Raw genomic sequence first — 16735 nt, 5'->3', positions numbered from 1 at the left:
GTTTGAAACAGAATCAAGGATTTCGACATGAGCCGTTTCGCCGCCCCCATCGCCGAGCAGATCTGGGACATGAAATACCGTCTGCGCGATTCGGGCGGCCAGGCCATCGACCTCTCGGTCGAGGACAGTTGGCGCCGCGTCGCCCGCGACCTGGCGCGCGTCGAAAAGAACCCGGCGCTGTGGGAAGACCGCTTCTATGCCGCGCTCGAGGATTTCAAGTTCCTGCCCGCCGGCCGCATTCTGGCCGGCGCCGGCACCGGGCGCGAGGTGACGCTGTTCAACTGCTTCGTCATGGGCACCGTCCCCGACAGCATGGCCGGCATCTTCGACATGCTGAAAGAGGCGGCGCTGACCATGCAGCAGGGCGGCGGCATCGGCTATGATTTCTCGACCATCCGGCCGCGCGGCGCCGAGGTCAAGGGCGTGGCCGCCGACGCCTCGGGGCCCTTGTCGTTCATGGATGTCTGGGACGCGATGTGCCGCACCATCATGTCCGCCGGCTCGCGCCGCGGCGCGATGATGGCCACCATGCGCTGCGACCACCCCGACATCGAGGCCTTCATCCAGGCCAAGCAGGACAGCGCCCGGCTGCGCATGTTCAACCTTTCCGTGCTGGTCACCGACGACTTCATGCAGGCGTTGAAGGATGGCGGCTCGTGGGACCTGAAATTCGCCGGCAAGGTCTATCACACCGTCAAGGCGCGCGATCTGTGGAACAGGATCATGCGCGCGACCTATGACTATGCCGAGCCGGGCGTGATCTTCATCGACCGCATCAACCAGCAAAACAACCTGCATTACGCCGAGACCATCTGCGCCACCAACCCCTGCGGCGAACAGCCGCTGCCGCCCTATGGCGCCTGCCTGCTGGGCTCGGTCAACCTTGCGCGGCTGGTCGATGCGCCCTTCACCGCAGATGCCCGGCTGAACCCCGAGGCGCTGGACGAGCTGGTGCGCACCGCCGTGCGCATGATGGACAACGTCGTGGACGCCTCGAAATTCCCGCTGCCGCAACAGCAGGCCGAGGCGCAGGCCAAGCGCCGCATCGGCCTTGGCGTCACCGGGCTGGCGGATGCGCTGCTGATGCTGGGCCTGCGTTACGGCGCGGCGGACGCCGTGGAACAGACCCGCGCCTGGATGAAGGCCATCGCGCGCTCGGCCTATCTGGCCTCGGTGGATCTGGCGCGCGAAAAGGGCGCCTTCCCGCTGTTCGACGCCAAGGAATATCTGAAATCCGGCTTCATGTCGCGCATGGACAAGGATGTGCGCGCCGCGATCAAGGACCACGGCATCCGCAACGCGCTGCTGACCTCGATCGCGCCGACGGGCACCATCTCGCTTTACGCGGGCAATGTCAGCTCGGGCATCGAGCCGGTATTCGCCTATGCCTATACCCGCAAGGTGCTGCAGAAGGACGGCTCGCGCAGCGAGGAAGAAGTGGTCGATTACGCCGTGCAGATGTGGCGCGACCTCAAGGGCGACGCGCCGCTGCCGGATTATTTCGTCAACGCCCAGACGCTGGCGCCCTTGGATCACGTCGCCATGCAGGCGGCGGCACAGGAATGGATGGACAGTTCCATCTCCAAGACCATCAACTGCCCCGAGGACATCAGCTTCGACGATTTCCAGGGCGTCTATCTGGCCGCCTGGGACAAGGGCTGCAAGGGTTGCACCACCTATCGGCCGAACGATGTCACCGGCTCGGTCCTGTCGGTCAGCGAAAAGACCGAAACCGCGCCCGAGGCCGACAAGGGCGCCGACGTGGTCTATCTGACCGAGCCCCTGGACCGTCCGGCGGCGCTGGAGGGCTCGACCTACAAGCTGAAATTCCCCGGCAGCGAACACGCCATCTACATCACCATCAACGACATCGTGCAGGCCGGCCACCGCCGCCCCTTCGAGGTGTTCATCAACTCGAAGAACATGGAGCATTACGCCTGGACCGTGGCGCTGACGCGGATGATCTCGGCGGTGTTCCGGCGCGGCGGCGACGTGTCCTTCGTGGTCGAGGAGCTGAAGGCGGTGTTCGACCCGCGCGGCGGCGCCTGGATCGAGGGCCGCTATGTCCCCTCGATCCTGGCCGCGATCGGCGGGGTGATCGAACGCCACATGGTCGCCACCGGCTTCATCGCCGGCGAGGGCATGGGCCTGAAGGCCGACCCGCAATCCGAGGCGGTGGCGGTGGGCGAACGCCCGCGCGGCCCGGCCTGCCCCGCCTGCGGCCAGTTCGGCATGCGCAAGATCGAGGGCTGCCTGACCTGCCCCAGCTGCGGCCATTCGAAATGCGGCTGACCCCGTGCGGCCGGCTGTCGCGGCAGCCGGCCCGGACATGCGCCCCGGGGCGCCAGGGAACGGACAATCTGGGAAGGAAACCGCGCGGTGAAGCAGTATCACGATGCCCTCAGGACGGTGCTGGAACAGGGCGTGGAATCGACCGACCGCACCGGCACCGGCACCATCGCCTGTTTCGGCCTGCAAAGCCGCTATCCGCTGGCCGAGGGCTTTCCGCTGGTCACCACCAAGAAGCTGCACCTGCGCTCGATCATCCATGAACTGCTGTGGTTTCTCTCGGGTGATACCAATATCGGCTACCTGAACCGCAACGGCGTCACCATCTGGGACGAATGGGCGGATGCCAATGGCGATCTCGGGCCGGTCTATGGCCGGCAGTGGCGCCGGTTCGGTGCGACGCAGGCGGCGGACGGTATCGACCAGATCGCCGAACTGGTCCACAATATCCGCGCCAATCCCGACAGCCGACGGCTGATCGTCTCGGCCTGGAACCCTGGCGAGCTGTCGCAGATGGCGCTGCCGCCCTGCCATACGCTGTGGCAGGTGCGCATCCTGGGCGGCAAGCTGCATCTGCAGCTTTACCAGCGATCGGCCGACATGTTCCTGGGCGTGCCCTTCAACATCGCCTCCTATGCGCTGCTCGCGCATATGCTGGCCCATGTCACCGGTCATGAGCCGGGCGATTTCGTGCATTCGATCGGGGATGCGCATATCTATAGCAACCACCTCGAACAGGTCAGGACGCAGCTGCAGCGCGACCCCAAGCCGCTGCCGCAGCTGCGCATCCGCCGCCCCGTCGCCTCGATCTTCGACTTTGCCTTCGACGATTTCGAGATCGACGGCTATGACCCCGATCCGGCGATCCGGGCGCCGGTGGCGGTCTAGGCCGATGCTGACCGTCATCGTCGCCAGGGCAAGGTCGGGCGCCATCGGCAAGGCCAATGCCATCCCCTGGCACGCCCCCGAGGACCTGGCCTTCTTTCGCCGCGAAACCCTGGGCGGCGCGGTGATCATGGGCCGCAGGACCTGGGACAGCCTGCCGGTCAAGCCTCTGGGCAATCGTGACAATATCATCGTCTCGACGACGATGGCGGCGGGCGGCAATGTGCTGGCCAGCTTTGCGGGGGCACTGGCGCGCGCCCGCGCGCTGGGGCATGCGCGCATCTATGCCATGGGCGGCGCCGCCATCTATCGCGCCGCCCTGCCGCTGGCGCACCGGCTGCTGATCACCGAGGTCGAACTGGATGTCGAGGGCGCCGACACGTTCTTTCCCCCGCTCGCGCCCGGGACCTGGACGCCTGTCGGCCAAAGCCTTCTGCGCGCCGAGGGTCCGCGCTGCGTCCTGCACGAATATCTCCGGGCCGTGCCGCCCGGCCAGGGCCCCGGAGCCGCCGCGTCTCTGGACGCCCCGGCCGCCCCGGTCTAAGCAGGGGCGCCGCCCGGACCGCAAGGAGACGCCATGCACGACCTGCTCTTGATGCTTCTGGCCGGCTTCATCGGGGGCATGCTGAACGCGGTGGCCGGCGGCGGCACCTTCATCACCTTTCCCGCGCTGGTCGCCAGCGGCGTGCCGGTGGTCATGGCCAATGCGACCAGCACCGTGGCGGCGTTGCCCGGCTATCTGGCCGCGGCTGTGGGCTTTCGCCACGAGATCGCGCGGCTCGATCGCCGGCTGGTGCGTCGGCTGACGCTCTGGACGCTGGCGGGGGGGATCCTGGGCTCGTGCCTGCTGCTTGTTTCCTCGAACCAGGCTTTCGCCATTCTCGTGCCGTTCCTGCTGCTGGCGGCGACCTCGGTCTTTGTCTGGGGCGCGCAGGTGCGCGCCTGGGCCGCGCGCCAGCGCAGCGCCGCCGCCCCTTTCGGCGCCGCGACCATGGTGCCGGTGGCGATCTATGGCGGCTATTTCAACGGCGGGCTGGGCATCGTGCTGCTGGCGCTGTTCGCGCTCTGGGGCATGAACGACCTGAACCAGATGAACGGACTGAAGAACTGGCTGTCCTTCGCGCTGGCGATGATCTCATTCGCCATCTTCGCCGTCGGCGGCCAGATCGCCTGGGGTCCGGCCGCAATCATGAGCCTGGGCACCATCCTCGGCGGCTATCTGGGGGCGCCGCTGGCGCGCCGCATCCCGGTGCCGCATCTGCGGGCATTGATCGCGGCCGTCGGCTTTGGCATGACGGCAGTATTCTTCTGGCGGCTGTTCTGACGCCCGCCCAACCCGAAAGGAAAACCAATGTCCGCAATCACCCGCCTCGAGACCGGCACCCGCATGAGCCAGGCCGTCATCCACAATGGCATCGCCTATCTGGCCGGCCAGGTCGGCACCGCCGGCGCGCCGGTGGCCGAGCAGACCCGCGAGGTGCTGGCAAAGATCGACCGGCTGCTGGCCGCGGCCGGCTCGGACAAGACCCGCATCCTGTCGGCGCAGATCTGGATGGCCGACATGGCCGATTTCGCCGAGATGAACGCCGTCTGGGACGCCTGGGTGCCGGCCGGCCACGCCCCCGCCCGCGCCACTGGCGAATCGGCGCTGGCGACCCCGGATTACAAGGTCGAGATCATCGTGATCGCGGCGCAGAACTGACCGCCGCCAGCACCGAACGCGCGGCGCGCAGGCCAGGGGCCTCGCCGCCGCGCCCCAGCCGCTGCATGGTCAGTTCCATGGCCGCGACCTGGCCGGCCCGGTCCTCGGGATGTTCCAGCAGGCAGAACAATGCCTGCGACATCGGCCCGGGCTGGCAGTCGCGGCCCAGGAACTCGGGCACTGCGCGGGTCTCGCTGACCAGGTTCACCAGCGTCACCGTATCGGTGCGCAGCAGCAGCCCGATGATGAAGCGGCTGATCGGCGCCACGTCATAGCCGATCACCATCGGCACATTGTTTGCCGCCAGATCCAGGCTGACCGTCCCCGAGGCGGCCAGCGCCAGATCCGCCGCGGCAAAGGCCGCCCGCTTCTCGGCCGGGCTTTCGACCACCACCGGCAGCGTCGGCCAGCGATGCGCCATGTCGCGCACCAGCGCGGACACGCCGCGCACGGTCGGGATCACCACCCTGATCTCGGGCATGCGGTCGCGCAGACGCATCAGCGCCTCGTCGAAACGCGGCCCCAGCCGCGCGACCTCGGCCCGGCGCGAACCGGGCAGGCACAGGATCAGCGGCGCGTCGGGGGCGATGTCATGGCTGGCGCGAAACTCGGCGGCCTCGATCTTGCCGGCGACCGGCTCGGCGACGATCGGATGGCCGACGAAATCGCAGCTCATGCCCGCGGCCCGCATCAGGGGCGGCTCGAAGGGCAGGATCGCCAGCACATGGTCGATGACCTGCGCCATCTTGCGCGCCCGCCCCGTCCGCCAGGCCCAGACCGAGGGCGCGACATAGTGAATCGTGCGCAGATCCGGGTTCAGCGCCCGCGCCGCGCGCGCCACCCGCAGGCAGAAATCCGGGCTGTCGATGCCGATCAGCGCATCGGGCCGCACATCGGCCACCGCCTGCGCCGTCTCGGCGATACGGGCCTTCAGCGCGCGGTATTTCGGCAGCACCTCCCAGATGCCCATCAGGCTGAGTTCATCCATGGGAAAGCGGCTTTCCAGCCCCTCGGCCGCCATGGCCGGCCCGCCGACACCCAGAAACTCGACCGAGAGAAGCAATTGCCGCAGCCCCGCCATCAGCGCCGCGCCCAGGTTGTCGCCCGAAGGCTCGCCCGCAATGAGAAAGAACCTCATCCCACCCCCTGGTTGCCACGCCCCGACAAGGGCATCTGGAAAACGGCAAGCACCAGCGTCATCTTCCGTTTCTCACATACCCGTTCAGCCCCGCGCCCAAAGAAACAGCCCCGCCGCCTCGGCGCGGCGCAGCGTCTCGGCCCGCTCCAGCAGGATAACGCTGCCGGCCTGCCAGGCGATCCCGGCCAGCCCGGCCTCGGCCGCCTGGGTCACCGTGTCCGGGCCGATGGTCGGAAGGTCGATGCGCCGGTCCTGCCCGGGCTTGGGCGCCTTGTAGAGCACACCCCCCGCCCCCTGCGGGTCGGGCTTCAGCCCCGCGTGCAGGCGGGCGAATTCCAGCATCGCCTGCGTGCCGGGCAGCGCCTCGACGGCAAGGCAAAGCCCCTGCGCCACCACCGCGCCCTGGCCGATGTCCAGCGCGCCAAGGCCGGCCACGATCTCGGCGGCGCGCGCCGCGTCCTTCTGGTCGCACGGCCCGGGCGCGCCGCACAGCACCGCCTCGCCCGGCACCAAGTCAGGCAGGATCTGATCAACAGAACAGATGGATATGCCGGCTTCCTCGAAAACATCCAGGACGGCGCGCAGGGCGGCGTCATCGCCCGATTGCATGCCCATCAGGATGCGCGGCACGATGGCCATGGTGCGGGCGTCGAAGAGCTCCGGCTCGATCTTCGGGCGGCGGATGGCGCCGGCAAAGACGGCGCGCGTCACGCCTTGATCGGTCAGCTCGTCGAGGAAAGGCACCAGCCGCTCAAGGCGGAACGGCCGGGCCGCGAGTGCGGGCTTCAGATGGTCCAGCGCATAGACCAGCGGCTGGTCAAGCGCTGCGGCGATGGCGGGGGCCAGCCGGCCTTCGCCGGCGATCAGGGCGATGCGGCTCATGGACCTGCTCTCATCTCTGGGGGGTCAGGAAACTGCGATCAGAGGGGCCGAGGATGAAATCCAGCACCTCGCGCACCATCGGGCCCTGCGCAGCATCGGCCATCTGCCGGGCGGCATCGCGAAAGCTGCCCTGGCCCAGCCCGGAAAGCATGGCGCGCAACGCATGGATTTCCTCGCGCGAGGCGCCGCGGCGCTTGAGGCCGACCAGGTTCAGCCCGTCCAGTTGCCCGCGCGGCCCCTGCACCAGGCCAAAGGGAATGACATCCGCCGTCACCATGGTCACCGCGCCGATCATGGCGCCGCGACCGATGCGCACCCATTGATGCACGCCCGAGAGGCCGCCGATGATCACGTCATCCTCAAGCTGGCAATGGCCGGCGACCGCGGCATTGTTGACCAGGATGACGCGGTTGCCGATCCGGCAGTCATGCGCGACATGGCTGCCGGCCATGTAAAGCCCGTCGTCGCCGATGCGGGTGAGGCCGCCGCCGCCCTCGGTCCCGGGGTTCATCGTGACATGTTCTCGGATGCGGTTGCGGGCGCCGATCTCGAGGCGCGTGCTTTCGCCGCGGTATTTCAGGTCCTGCGGCACCTCGCCCAGCGAGGCGAAGGGAAAGACCGCCGTCCCCTCGCCGATGGAGGTCCGGCCGGTCACCACGACATGGGATTTCAGCACCACGCCCCGGCCCAGCACGACCTGCGGGCCCACGACGCAGAAGGGGCCGATCTCGCAGCCCTCGCCGATACGCGCGCCCGGATCGACCACCGCCGAGGGGTGGATCCGCGTCTCAGCCATTGTCGCCACGATTCAGCATGGCCATGACCTCGGCCTCGGCGGCAAGCTGGCCGTTGACCATGGCGCGGCCCTCGAATTTCCAGATCTTGCCGCCGCCGCGCAGGGTCTTCATGTGCAGTTCCAGCACATCGCCCGGCACCACCTTCTGGCGGAAGCGGCACTTGTCGATGGACATGAAATAGGTGCCCATGCCCTTGCCGGCCAGGTCCAGGGTGACGCCGACCAGCACGGCGGCGGATTGCGCCATGGCCTCGATGATCAGCACGCCCGGCATGACCGGCTCTTGCGGGAAATGGCCCTCGAAATGCGGCTCGTTCGAGGTGACGTTCTTGATGCCGACGCAGGACTGGCCCGGCACGATGGCGCGCACGCGGTCCACCAGCAGGAACGGGTAGCGATGCGGCAGGATGCGCTTGATCATCGCCAGATCGACTTCGGTCGGCGGGATATAGGCGGTCTGGTCGCTGGCCATCTGGGGTCCTTCCGGGAAAGTTTCCATTTGCCTAGCAACGGGGCGCGGGCTTGGCAAGTTTCGCGCGTCACCCCCGGCGCGGGCGCCCCTCGGCCAGCCAGCCGGCCAGCGCCAGCCCGGCGATCAGCCCCAGCCAGGCCCAGCCGGGCATGAGCGGGCGATGCGTCATGCCGCTGACCGAGGCCGCCTGGCGCGGGGTGATGCCGATCCACGGCCCGGTGACGCCCTGGCCATGCGCCTGACGCCCGGCACCGGTGCTGCGCAGCGCCGGGATACCCTCCGAGAGCCGCAGCACCGCCCCCCGCGTCGCCTGCGCCAGTGGTGCCAGCGGCGCCCCCGATGCCACGGTTTCCTCGAATTCGCGCGGCGAGGCCGGGCCCAGCGCCAGCACGCGGGTGATCCGGCCGTCCGACATCCGGTAAAGCCCCGGCCCCGGCGCGGTCCAGCGTGCGGTAAAGCGGCCCGGCCCGGTCTCGGCCAGGGTGATCTCTTCGCTGCGGCCGTCGGGATGGGTGATGCGCACGGGCGCCACCGCCGGCGACATGCTGCGCCGGGTGATGGCGACGTTCAGCCCGGCGCTGACCTCGGCCAGCAGCGCCTCCTCCTCAAGCTCGGGCTCCTGCATGGACCAATGCGCGATGCGGCGCAGCAGTTCCAGTTGCGGCCCGCCGCCCTCGAAGCCGCGCCCCCAGAGCCAGGCCTGGTCCGAGGTCAGAAGCGCCACCCGCCCCTTGCCGACCCGGTTCAGGATCAGCAGCGGCTCCTCGCCGGCCCCGGTCATCACCACCTGCGCCGAAGGGTCGGGTATCACCTGCGACATGCGCAGCCAGCGGCCCCAATGCGTTTCAGTGCCGTCCTGGGGCGCACCGGGCAGGCCGGCGGTGACCGGGTGGCGGCGGCCCTCGTCGGTCAGGCGCGGCAGGAACGGTTCCGACAGCACCCGCCCGGTGGGCCGGCCGGGGATGATCGGCCCCATGGGCGACAGGTTCAGGCTTTCGACCGTGGACATCTCGGGCCCGGCCGAGACCAGCACCGCGCCGCCCTCTTCGACATAGCGGCGGATATTGTCGTAATAGCCGGGCATCAGGATGCCGCGCACCCGGTCGCGGTCAAAGATGATCAGGTCGAAATCGTCGATGCGCTCCATGAACAGCTCATGGGTCGGAAAGGCGATCAGCGACATCTCCTCGACCGGGACCGCGTCCATCTTGTCCGGCGGCCGCAGGATGGTGAAATGGATCAGGTCGACATTCGCATCCGATTTCAGCAGGTTGCGCCATGTTCTTTCACCCGGGTGCGGCTCGCCCGAGATCAGCAGCACCCGCAGCCGGTCGCGCACGCCCTGGATCTGGATGGCGGCGGAATTGTTGCGCGCCGTCAGTTCCGGCAACGGGCCCTGCGGCGGCGCGAATCCGATCGAGACCACGTTCTGCCCGGCATGCTGCGGCACCACCGAAAGCTCCAGCGCCCGGCCCGGCGTGACCTCGAGGCTGCGGGCGGGCTCGGCGTCCAGGCTGATCTGCAGCCGCACCGGCAGGCCCGCGACTTCGGCGGGCACCGCGCCCTGGTCCTCGACGCGCAGACGGATGCTGACCGGCTTGCCGATCAGCCCATAGGCCGGAGCCTCCTCGATCACCAGCCGGCGGTCCCAGTCCTGCGCCTGCCCGGTCAGCAGCACATGCACCGGCGCCGGCGCAGTCGCGGGCAGCATCGGCGCGTCATGGGCCAGCCCGTCGCTCACGACGATGACGCCCGCCACGCGGTTCTGCGGCTCGGCCGCCAGCGCGCGGGTCAGCGCCGCCCCCAGCAGGCTGCCGTCGGCATCGTCGCCCAGGGCGACGCGGCGGATCTCGGTCCCCGGCATGGCGGCAAGCTGGCGCGTCAGCGCCGCCAGTGCGGCATCGGTCTGTTCGGGGCGCCCGGGCAGGGACTGGCTGGCGCTGCGGTCATCGAGCAGGATCACGATGTCGGACAGCGCATTGCGCACCCCGGTCTGCAGCGCCGGCCCCGCCAGCGCCGCCACCGCCGCCAGCCCGGCACAGCCGCGCCAGAACCAGCCGCGCAGGCCCCGCCACAGCGCCCAGAGCGCCGCCAGCCCCGCCAGCGCCGCCAGTGCCGCGACCAGCCCCCAGGGCAGCAGCGGATCGAAGGAAAGCCCGGTCATTGCGTCACCTCATCGGCGCGCAGCCGCTCCAGCAGTGCCGGCACATGCACCTGGTCGGATTTGTAGTTCCCGGTCAGCACATACATGATCAGGTTGACGCCGAAACGCCGGGCCATCTCGCGCTGGCGCTCGCCGTCGAGGCCCGCGCCCATGCTGAACATCGGCAGGCCGCCCTCGTCCAGCGCCCAGGCCTCGGCCCAGGCATTGCCGCCGATGATCACCGGCGAGACCCCGTCGTTGAGATTGCGGAAAGGCACGCCTTCGGCCGCCTCGGCACCGGCCGGGGGCGCCTCGGCCCAGACCGCCTGCCCCTGGTAGCGGCCGGGAAAGTCCGTGAGCAGATAGAAGCTGCGCGTCAGCACATGGTCGGCCGGGATCGGCGCCAGCGGCGGAATGTCCAGCGGCGCCGCCAGCGCCTGCAGCGCCGCCGAGCCGTCCGGCCCGCCGAGGCCGGCGATGTCGCCGTCGCGGGTGTCGAACAGGATCATCCCGCCCGAGCGCAGGAAATGGTTCAGCCGCACGTAGGCCTGCGGCGTCGGCGGCACCTGCGTCGCGGTCACCGGCCAGTAAAGGAAGGTCAGCAGCGACAGGTCGTCATGGTCAAGGTCGATGCCGATCGGCGGCCCCGGCTCGACGGTGCTGCGCATGGCCAGGACCTGCGACAACCCGCGCATCCCCGCCAGAGAGGCCGCGTCCACCGCATCCTCGCCGGTGACGACATAGGCCAGCGCCACCTGATCGGCGGCCTGGATCAGCGCCGGGCCGGGGGCGTCCTGGGCCCGCGGCGCCCCGGCCCACAGTAACAGGGCAAGCAGCGCAAGCCATCTCATGCCGGCACCTCGCGTCCAGGGCCCCGCAACAGCAGGGCGCTGCCGATCGCATCCAGCGCCAGCAGCGCCACGGCAAGCGCCAGCAGCCAGCCGCCGAAGGCAAGGCCCGGGGCCTGCGCGGCGGTCTCGATGCGGGCGCCGGGCCAATCGGCCAGACGCATCGGCCCGCCGGCATTCAGGGCCAACACCCGCTCGCCGGCGCGGTAAAGCCCGGCCGGGATGCCCGGAGCGGGGCCGCGGGCGAAATCCGCTGCCGCGACCGGCGCCGCATCCGCCGCGTCATGGGCCCGGCCATGCCCGTCCAGCAGCTGCACCGGTGTCCAGAACGGCTGCTGCTGCGGATCGGGTGCGGCGGGCGCCGATCCCGCGCCGCTGCCTGCGGATTGCAGCAGCCGGTCCAGCATCTCGACGAACAGCCCCGACAGCGCAAGATCCGACCATTCGGCATTGGCCGTGGTGTGAAACAGCACCAGTTGCCCCTTGCCCAGCGCCTCGCGCGTGACCAGCGGTGTGCCGTCGCTCAGCCCTGCGATCGTGCGCCTGGCAAGATCGGGCGAGGGCTCGGCCAGAAGCTGCGCGCGCACAGTGGCATCGGCCGGCACGCCGAGCCCGGCAAAGATGCCGTCGCCGGCAAAGGGCGCCAGGCCGCGCGGGTCGCCCCAGCTCAGCGCGCCGCCGATGTCACGCCCGCCGGCGCGCAAGCGCACCGGCAGCAGCGGCTCTTCGGCCAGCCGGGCGTCGGCGGCCATGCGCGGTCCGGAAAAACGGATCAGCAGGCCGCCGCGCGTCACCCAGTCGCGCAGCGCCGGCGTTTCCGGCAGCGCCACCTGATCGGCCAGGATGATCACGTCGGGCGAGGCCTGCAGCACCTCACCCGGCCCGCCCTCGATCAGGTCGGCGCGCGGCGCCAGGGCCCGGCGCAGATAATGCAGCGGCGACAGCAGGCGCTGGCCCTCGCTGGCGCGGTCGTCGCCGACCAGCGCCACCTTGCGCCGGCGCATGGAATCGTCGGCCAGCACCACGGCGCCGGCGCTGTCCTGGCCCGCGATGGCAAAGCGGGTGATGCGGTTGCGCAGCTCGGACGGCAGGTCGATGGCGACGGTGCGGCTGGTGATGCCGGCGTCATTGCGGGCCGCGCCGGGCTTCAGCCGCGCCAGTTCGCGCGGCATGCCCCCCGGGTCGGGACCAATGGCCAGCACCTCGGGGTCGGCAGCCTCAGCGGTTGCGCGCAGCAGCAACGTGGGCTCATCATCCGCGAGCCGCTGCAGCGACAGGCGCGGGGTTTCGGGCGGCGCGACGGCGACGCTGCCGCGGTCCACCAGCGCCGCCAGCAGGCCCGCGCGGCCCGGATGGTCCAGCCCGTCGCTAAGCCACAGCACCGCCAGCCCGCGGTCCGGGGCCTGCGCCAGCGCCTGCGCCGGGTCCGCGGGATAGGCGGTCTCCCATGCCGCGGGGACCTGCGCGCGCAGCGCCGGGATCAGTTCCTGCGCCGGGCGGAAGGGCAGCGCGCCCTCGGCCAGCCCGTCGGCAAGCAGCAGCGCCGCCGGCCGGCCCGCCGCCGCCGCCTGGTCCAGCGCGCGGATGGCGCGGCTCTGGCGCTGCGGCCAGTCGGGCGCTGCCGCCCAGCCGGCATCCATGACCAGCAGAAGCGGCCCCTGCCCGTCCTGCCGCGGCTCGGGCTTCCAGACCGGGCCGGCCAGGCCGAGGATCAGCGCCGCGATCGCCAGCACCCGGATCAACAGCAGCCACCATGGTGTGTGCCGCGCCACCGGATGCGGGTCGCGCAGGCCCGCCAGCAGCCGCGTGCCGGCAAAACGCACCGGTTTCGGCGCCGGCGGCATGGCGCGCAGGATCAGCCACAGCACCGGCAACGCCGCCAGCGCCGCCAGCAGCCAGGGGCTCAGGAAGCCAAGGGGGCCAAGGACCAGCATCAGCCCTCCAGCACCGACCACAGCCAGACCAGCGCCTGCGCCGGTGCCGCCGCGGTCACATGGCTGCCGAAATGCCAGCCCGCACCCAGCGCCGCCCGCGACAGCAGCGCGCGCCGTTCGGCCAGCCGCGCCAGATAGGCGGCGCGCAGCCCGCCCGCATCGCGCGTGTCATGCCTTTGCGCCCCCGAGGCCGAGCGGAAAAGCACCGCGCCCGACCAGGGGAACTCCTCCTCCTCGGGGTCGAGCACCTGCAGGAGCGCGCCGCGGATCCCCATGGCGGCGGCGCGCGCCAGATAGTCCAGCACCGGCTGCGCATCGCCAAGAAAGTCATCAAACAGCACCACGCGCTGGCCGGGGCGCAGGGCGTCGATCGGGGGCGCGTCCTCGTCCTGCGCCAGGGGCGCGCGCGCCAGAAGCGCGGTGGCGATGCGTTCGGCCTGCAGCCGCCCCGAACGCGGCGCGGCGCCGGCAAGCCCCACGCGCTCGCCCCCGGCCAGCAGGCCCATGGCCAGGGCCAGGGCCAGAAGATCGGCGCGCGCGCCTTTCGTCGGCCGCCCGGCGCCGGCGCAGGCCATGCCCGCGGCGGCCGAGACCCAGAGCGCCGCCGACTGCGGCCGCTCGGCCTCGCGGTCGCGGACGAATTGCGCATCCGACCGCGCCGAGCGGCGCCAGTCGATGCTGCGCGCGCTGTCGCCCTGGGTGGCGGGGCGGTATTGCCAGAAATCCTCGCCCGGGCCGGCGCGGCGCTGGCCATGCGCGCCGGCGGTGACCGTCGCCGCCAGTCGCTCGGCCGAAAGCATCAGCGCCGGCAGGCCGGTCAGCGCGGACTCGGCCCGGGCCTGCAACTGGGCGGGGGTGGTTGTCACGCTGCCGCCGCCATCCGTTCCCCGAGCAGCCGCGCAATCACCCCCTCGACGGTCTCGCCGCGGGCGCGGGCGGCAAAGCCCAACGCCATGCGGTGGCGCAGCACCGGCGCGGCCATGGCCTCGACATCGTCCAGCGTCGGGGCAAGGCGGCCGTCCAGCGCCGCGCGGGCGCGGGTGACCAGGGTCAGCGCCTGCGCGGCACGCGGCCCCGGCCCCCAGACCAGCGCATCCGAGACCCAGCCCGGCGCCTCGGGCGCGCCGGGACGGGCCGAGCGCACCAGGTCGAGGATCGCCCCCAGCACCGATTCGCCCACCGGCATGCGCCGGATCAGCGCCTGTGCCGCGATCAGCCCCGCGGCGTCGAAGACCGCATGCGCGCGCCCCTGTGCCGTGCCGGTGGTGGCCAGCAGGATGGCGCGTTCGGTGTCGCGGTCGGGATAGTCCACGTCGATCTGCAACAGGAAACGGTCAAGTTGCGCCTCGGGCAGCGGATAGGTGCCCTCCTGTTCGATCGGGTTCTGGGTGGCAAGGACGTGAAAGGGCCGGCCCAGCGGCCGATGCGCGCCACCGATGGTCACCTCGCCCTCCTGCATGGCCTGCAACAGCGCAGATTGCGTGCGCGGGCTGGCGCGGTTGATCTCGTCGGCCATCAGCAGCCGGGTGAACACCGGCCCCTCGATGAAGCGGAAGGCGCGGCTGCCGTCGGGCAGCACGTCCAGCACTTCCGAGCCGAGGATATCGGCCGGCATCAGGTCCGGGGTGAACTGGATGCGCGCCGTATCGAGGCCAAGCACCGTGCCCAGCGTGTCAACCAGCATGGTCTTGCCCAGGCCGGGCTGGCCGACCAGCAGCACATGCCCGCCCGACAGGATCGCGGCCAGAACCTGCTCGACCACGCCATGCTGGCCGACGAAGCGGCGCTCGACGCTGGCGCGCGCCTCGGCCAGTCTTGCGGTCAGCGCCAGGACATCGGCTACAAGTTTATCGTCCTCGACCATGACATTGCCCCGCTTCTGCTTTAGGACAGCATAAAGGCGGCGATGACGGGGTCCACAGGGAATGGTGGCGCAGACTGACAATAGCGTGAGCGATGCGGCCGGCATCGCCAGCGCGGCGGCGCGCGCCGCTGGCCGCGGGGCGCCACCCGTGCATCTGTGGAACCCGCCCCATTGCGGCGACCTGGACATGGAGATCCGCGCCGACGGCAGCTGGTTCTACAACGGCAGCCCGATCGGCCGGCCGGCGCTGGTGCGGCTCTTTGCCTCGATCCTGCGGCGCGAGGGCGACAGCTATTTCCTTGTCACCCCGGTCGAGAAAGTGGGCATCCGCGTCATCGACGCCCCTTTCGTCGCCGTCGATGCCGAGATCGGCGCCGAGATCCGCCTGACCACCAATGTCGGCGATTGCGTGACCGCCGGCCCCGACCACGCCATCGAGATTCGCGGCAGCGCCGACCGGCCCCGGCCCTATGTCCATATCCGCCGCGGCCTCTGGGCGCTGATCGACCGCAAGACCTTCTACAGGCTGGCCGATGCCGCCACGCCGGGCGCAGACGGGCGCATGGCGCTGCGCTCGGGCGCGGCGGTCTTTGCGCTGGAGCCCTGAGATGCCGCGTTTCGCCGCCAACCTGACCTATCTCTTCACCGAACTGCCGATGCTGCAGCGCTTTGCCGCCGCACGCCGCGCCGGATTCGAGGGCGCCGAGATCCTGTTTCCCTATGACCTTGCGGCGCAGGATCTGGCGCGCGCCGCGCAGGCGGCCGGGATCGAACTGGTGCTGATGAACACGCCGCCGCCGAACTGGGCCGGCGGGCCGCGCGGCTTCGCCGCCGCGCCGGGCAACGAGGCGCGCTTTCGCAGCGATTTCGACCGCGCCCTTCGCATTGCCCGGGCGCTTGGCATGCAGCACCTGCATGTCATGGCCGGCGCGGCCGAGGGCGAGGCGGCGCGGCGCTGCCTTGTCGCCAACCTGAAATGGGCCTGCGAACGCGCGCCCCGTTCCAGCCTGATCATCGAGCCGATGAACCAGACCGACATGCCCGGCTATTTCCTGTCCAGCTTCGACGACGCGGCCGAGATCATCGCCGAGGTCGGCGCCCCCAACCTGGGCCTGCAGTTCGATGCCTATCAGGCGCAGATGATCCATGGCGACGCGGTCGCGGTCTGGACGCGCCACGCCGCCCATACCCGCCACATCCAGATCGCCGGCTGCCCCGGCCGGCACGAGCCGCGCCAGGGCGAGATCGACTTTACCGCGCTGTTTGGCGCCATCGACGCCGCGGGTTTTCGCGGCTGGGTGGGGGCGGAGTACACGCCGTTGACCTCGACCGAGGCCGGGCTGCGCTGGCTGCGCTCGGCCTAGGCCGAGCGCAGCGTCACGCCGAGATATGGGCGAAAGTTGGTGACGCCCGATCAGGCGGCGGCTTGAAGTTGGCGGAGACCGTCTCGGAACCCAACCCCTTGGATGATTTCCGGCAAGCGGTTCTGCCCATCGAGTTTGCGCCATTTCCGCTGCGCTGACATCATCAGCTTGGAGGCCATGGCCAGCCCGGTCTTGCGGCTGAAGCATCCCTTGGTGCGCTTCGTGCGATGCCGGACGGTGGCGAAGGTGCTTTCAATTGGGTTGGATGTCTGGACGTGTTTCCAGTGTTCGGCCGGGTAGTCGTAAAAGGTAAGCAGCGCGGCCGCAGACGGGGCACTATCCGGTCACGTCCGTCAAGGTGGTGTAAATTCCTGGATTGCCTGAGGGCATGATCAGGCGGCTTTCGTGGTTTTGCTGA

At 70.3% G+C, this 16735-nt stretch carries 14 protein-coding genes and 2 pseudogenes; 7 read left to right on the top strand and 9 right to left on the bottom strand.

Annotated features, from left to right (window positions below; all coding sequences use genetic code 11):
- Positions 1–27 precede the first annotated feature (27 nt).
- From WMK75_RS12245 to WMK75_RS12225, 5 genes are all read left to right on the top strand, one after another.
- Entirely contained in the window at positions 28–2292 is a 2265-nt protein-coding gene (locus WMK75_RS12245; RefSeq protein WP_347267946.1) for an adenosylcobalamin-dependent ribonucleoside-diphosphate reductase, read from the top strand.
- A gap of 87 nt (positions 2293–2379) precedes the next feature.
- Positions 2380–3177, top strand: a complete 798-nt coding sequence (locus WMK75_RS12240) for a thymidylate synthase (RefSeq protein ID WP_347267945.1) — start codon at positions 2380–2382, stop codon at positions 3175–3177.
- 4 nt (positions 3178–3181) lie between these two features.
- The gene (locus WMK75_RS12235) at positions 3182–3718 is read left to right on the top strand and encodes a dihydrofolate reductase (protein ID WP_347267944.1); all 537 of its coding nucleotides are present in this window, start codon (positions 3182–3184) and stop codon (positions 3716–3718) included.
- Positions 3719–3751: 33 nt separating this feature from the next.
- Positions 3752–4498 (top strand): sulfite exporter TauE/SafE family protein, encoded by a 747-nt coding sequence (locus WMK75_RS12230; RefSeq protein WP_347267943.1) that lies wholly within the window; start codon positions 3752–3754, stop codon positions 4496–4498.
- Positions 4499–4525: 27 nt separating this feature from the next.
- Positions 4526–4876 carry a RidA family protein gene (locus tag WMK75_RS12225; protein ID WP_347267942.1) on the top strand — a complete coding sequence of 117 codons (351 nt, stop codon included), beginning with the start codon at positions 4526–4528 and terminating at the stop codon, positions 4874–4876.
- Here the strand turns inward: WMK75_RS12225 and lpxB are convergent.
- The 8 genes and pseudogenes from lpxB to WMK75_RS12185 form a co-directional block, all read right to left on the bottom strand.
- Complete coding sequence (lpxB, locus tag WMK75_RS12220; RefSeq protein ID WP_347267941.1) at positions 4851–6014, bottom strand: lipid-A-disaccharide synthase; 1164 nt, start codon at positions 6012–6014, stop codon at positions 4851–4853. The two genes, WMK75_RS12225 and lpxB, sit on opposite strands and share 26 nt — an antisense overlap.
- A gap of 84 nt (positions 6015–6098) precedes the next feature.
- A complete protein-coding gene (gene lpxI / locus WMK75_RS12215; RefSeq protein ID WP_347267940.1) occupies positions 6099–6896 on the bottom strand; it encodes a UDP-2,3-diacylglucosamine diphosphatase LpxI in 798 nt (265 codons plus the stop codon).
- Between the two features lie 10 nt (positions 6897–6906).
- On the bottom strand, positions 6907–7692 hold the full coding sequence (lpxA, locus tag WMK75_RS12210) for an acyl-ACP--UDP-N-acetylglucosamine O-acyltransferase (RefSeq protein WP_347267939.1): 786 nt from the start codon (positions 7690–7692) through the stop codon (positions 6907–6909).
- Positions 7685–8164 (bottom strand): 3-hydroxyacyl-ACP dehydratase FabZ, encoded by a 480-nt coding sequence (gene fabZ / locus WMK75_RS12205; protein WP_347267938.1) that lies wholly within the window; start codon positions 8162–8164, stop codon positions 7685–7687. Before fabZ ends, lpxA begins: the two co-directional genes overlap by 8 nt.
- Before the next feature lie 67 nt (positions 8165–8231).
- Positions 8232–10328, bottom strand: a complete 2097-nt coding sequence (locus WMK75_RS12200; protein WP_347267937.1) for a hypothetical protein — start codon at positions 10326–10328, stop codon at positions 8232–8234.
- Positions 10325–13089, bottom strand: a pseudogene (locus WMK75_RS12195) (DUF4159 domain-containing protein). The gene WMK75_RS12200 and the pseudogene WMK75_RS12195 overlap by 4 nt, the downstream one beginning before the upstream one ends.
- Positions 13089–13955: a DUF58 domain-containing protein gene (locus WMK75_RS12190; RefSeq protein ID WP_347267936.1), complete on the bottom strand. Its 867-nt coding sequence runs from the start codon at positions 13953–13955 to the stop codon at positions 13089–13091. Before WMK75_RS12190 ends, WMK75_RS12195 begins: the two are co-directional and overlap by 1 nt.
- Entirely contained in the window at positions 13952–14953 is a 1002-nt protein-coding gene (locus WMK75_RS12185) for a MoxR family ATPase (protein ID WP_347267935.1), read from the bottom strand. The genes WMK75_RS12190 and WMK75_RS12185 overlap by 4 nt, the downstream gene beginning before the upstream one ends.
- A gap of 61 nt (positions 14954–15014) precedes the next feature.
- On the opposite strand from WMK75_RS12185, the gene WMK75_RS12180 reads away from it, so the two are divergent.
- Positions 15015–15560: a DUF1285 domain-containing protein gene (locus WMK75_RS12180; protein WP_347267934.1), complete on the top strand. Its 546-nt coding sequence runs from the start codon at positions 15015–15017 to the stop codon at positions 15558–15560.
- Position 15561: 1 nt separating this feature from the next.
- Positions 15562–16317 (top strand): TIM barrel protein, encoded by a 756-nt coding sequence (locus WMK75_RS12175; protein ID WP_347267933.1) that lies wholly within the window; start codon positions 15562–15564, stop codon positions 16315–16317.
- A 50-nt stretch (positions 16318–16367) separates the two neighbouring features.
- Here the strand turns inward: WMK75_RS12175 and WMK75_RS12170 are convergent.
- Positions 16368–16634 (bottom strand): annotated as a pseudogene (locus tag WMK75_RS12170) (transposase); the annotation flags it as partial.
- Positions 16635–16735 lie beyond the last annotated feature (101 nt).

The organism is Paracoccus sp. (in: a-proteobacteria) (assembly GCF_039808215.1).
Lineage (GTDB): Bacteria > Pseudomonadota > Alphaproteobacteria > Rhodobacterales > Rhodobacteraceae > Paracoccus.
This window is presented reverse-complemented; position numbering and strand designations above follow the sequence as displayed.

Coding starts and splice junctions, on each gene's coding strand:
- WMK75_RS12245 (WP_347267946.1), top strand. CDS start 28: ATGAGCCGTTTCGCCGCCCCCATCGCCGAGCAGATCTGGGACATGAAA.
- WMK75_RS12235 (WP_347267944.1), top strand. CDS start 3,182: ATGCTGACCGTCATCGTCGCCAGGGCAAGGTCGGGCGCCATCGGCAAG.
- WMK75_RS12230 (WP_347267943.1), top strand. CDS start 3,752: ATGCACGACCTGCTCTTGATGCTTCTGGCCGGCTTCATCGGGGGCATG.
- WMK75_RS12225 (WP_347267942.1), top strand. CDS start 4,526: ATGTCCGCAATCACCCGCCTCGAGACCGGCACCCGCATGAGCCAGGCC.
- lpxB (WP_347267941.1), bottom strand. CDS start 6,014: ATGAGGTTCTTTCTCATTGCGGGCGAGCCTTCGGGCGACAACCTGGGC.
- lpxI (WP_347267940.1), bottom strand. CDS start 6,896: ATGAGCCGCATCGCCCTGATCGCCGGCGAAGGCCGGCTGGCCCCCGCC.
- lpxA (WP_347267939.1), bottom strand. CDS start 7,692: ATGGCTGAGACGCGGATCCACCCCTCGGCGGTGGTCGATCCGGGCGCG.
- fabZ (WP_347267938.1), bottom strand. CDS start 8,164: ATGGCCAGCGACCAGACCGCCTATATCCCGCCGACCGAAGTCGATCTG.
- WMK75_RS12200 (WP_347267937.1), bottom strand. CDS start 10,328: ATGACCGGGCTTTCCTTCGATCCGCTGCTGCCCTGGGGGCTGGTCGCG.
- WMK75_RS12185 (WP_347267935.1), bottom strand. CDS start 14,953: ATGGTCGAGGACGATAAACTTGTAGCCGATGTCCTGGCGCTGACCGCA.
- WMK75_RS12180 (WP_347267934.1), top strand. CDS start 15,015: ATGGTGGCGCAGACTGACAATAGCGTGAGCGATGCGGCCGGCATCGCC.
- WMK75_RS12175 (WP_347267933.1), top strand. CDS start 15,562: ATGCCGCGTTTCGCCGCCAACCTGACCTATCTCTTCACCGAACTGCCG.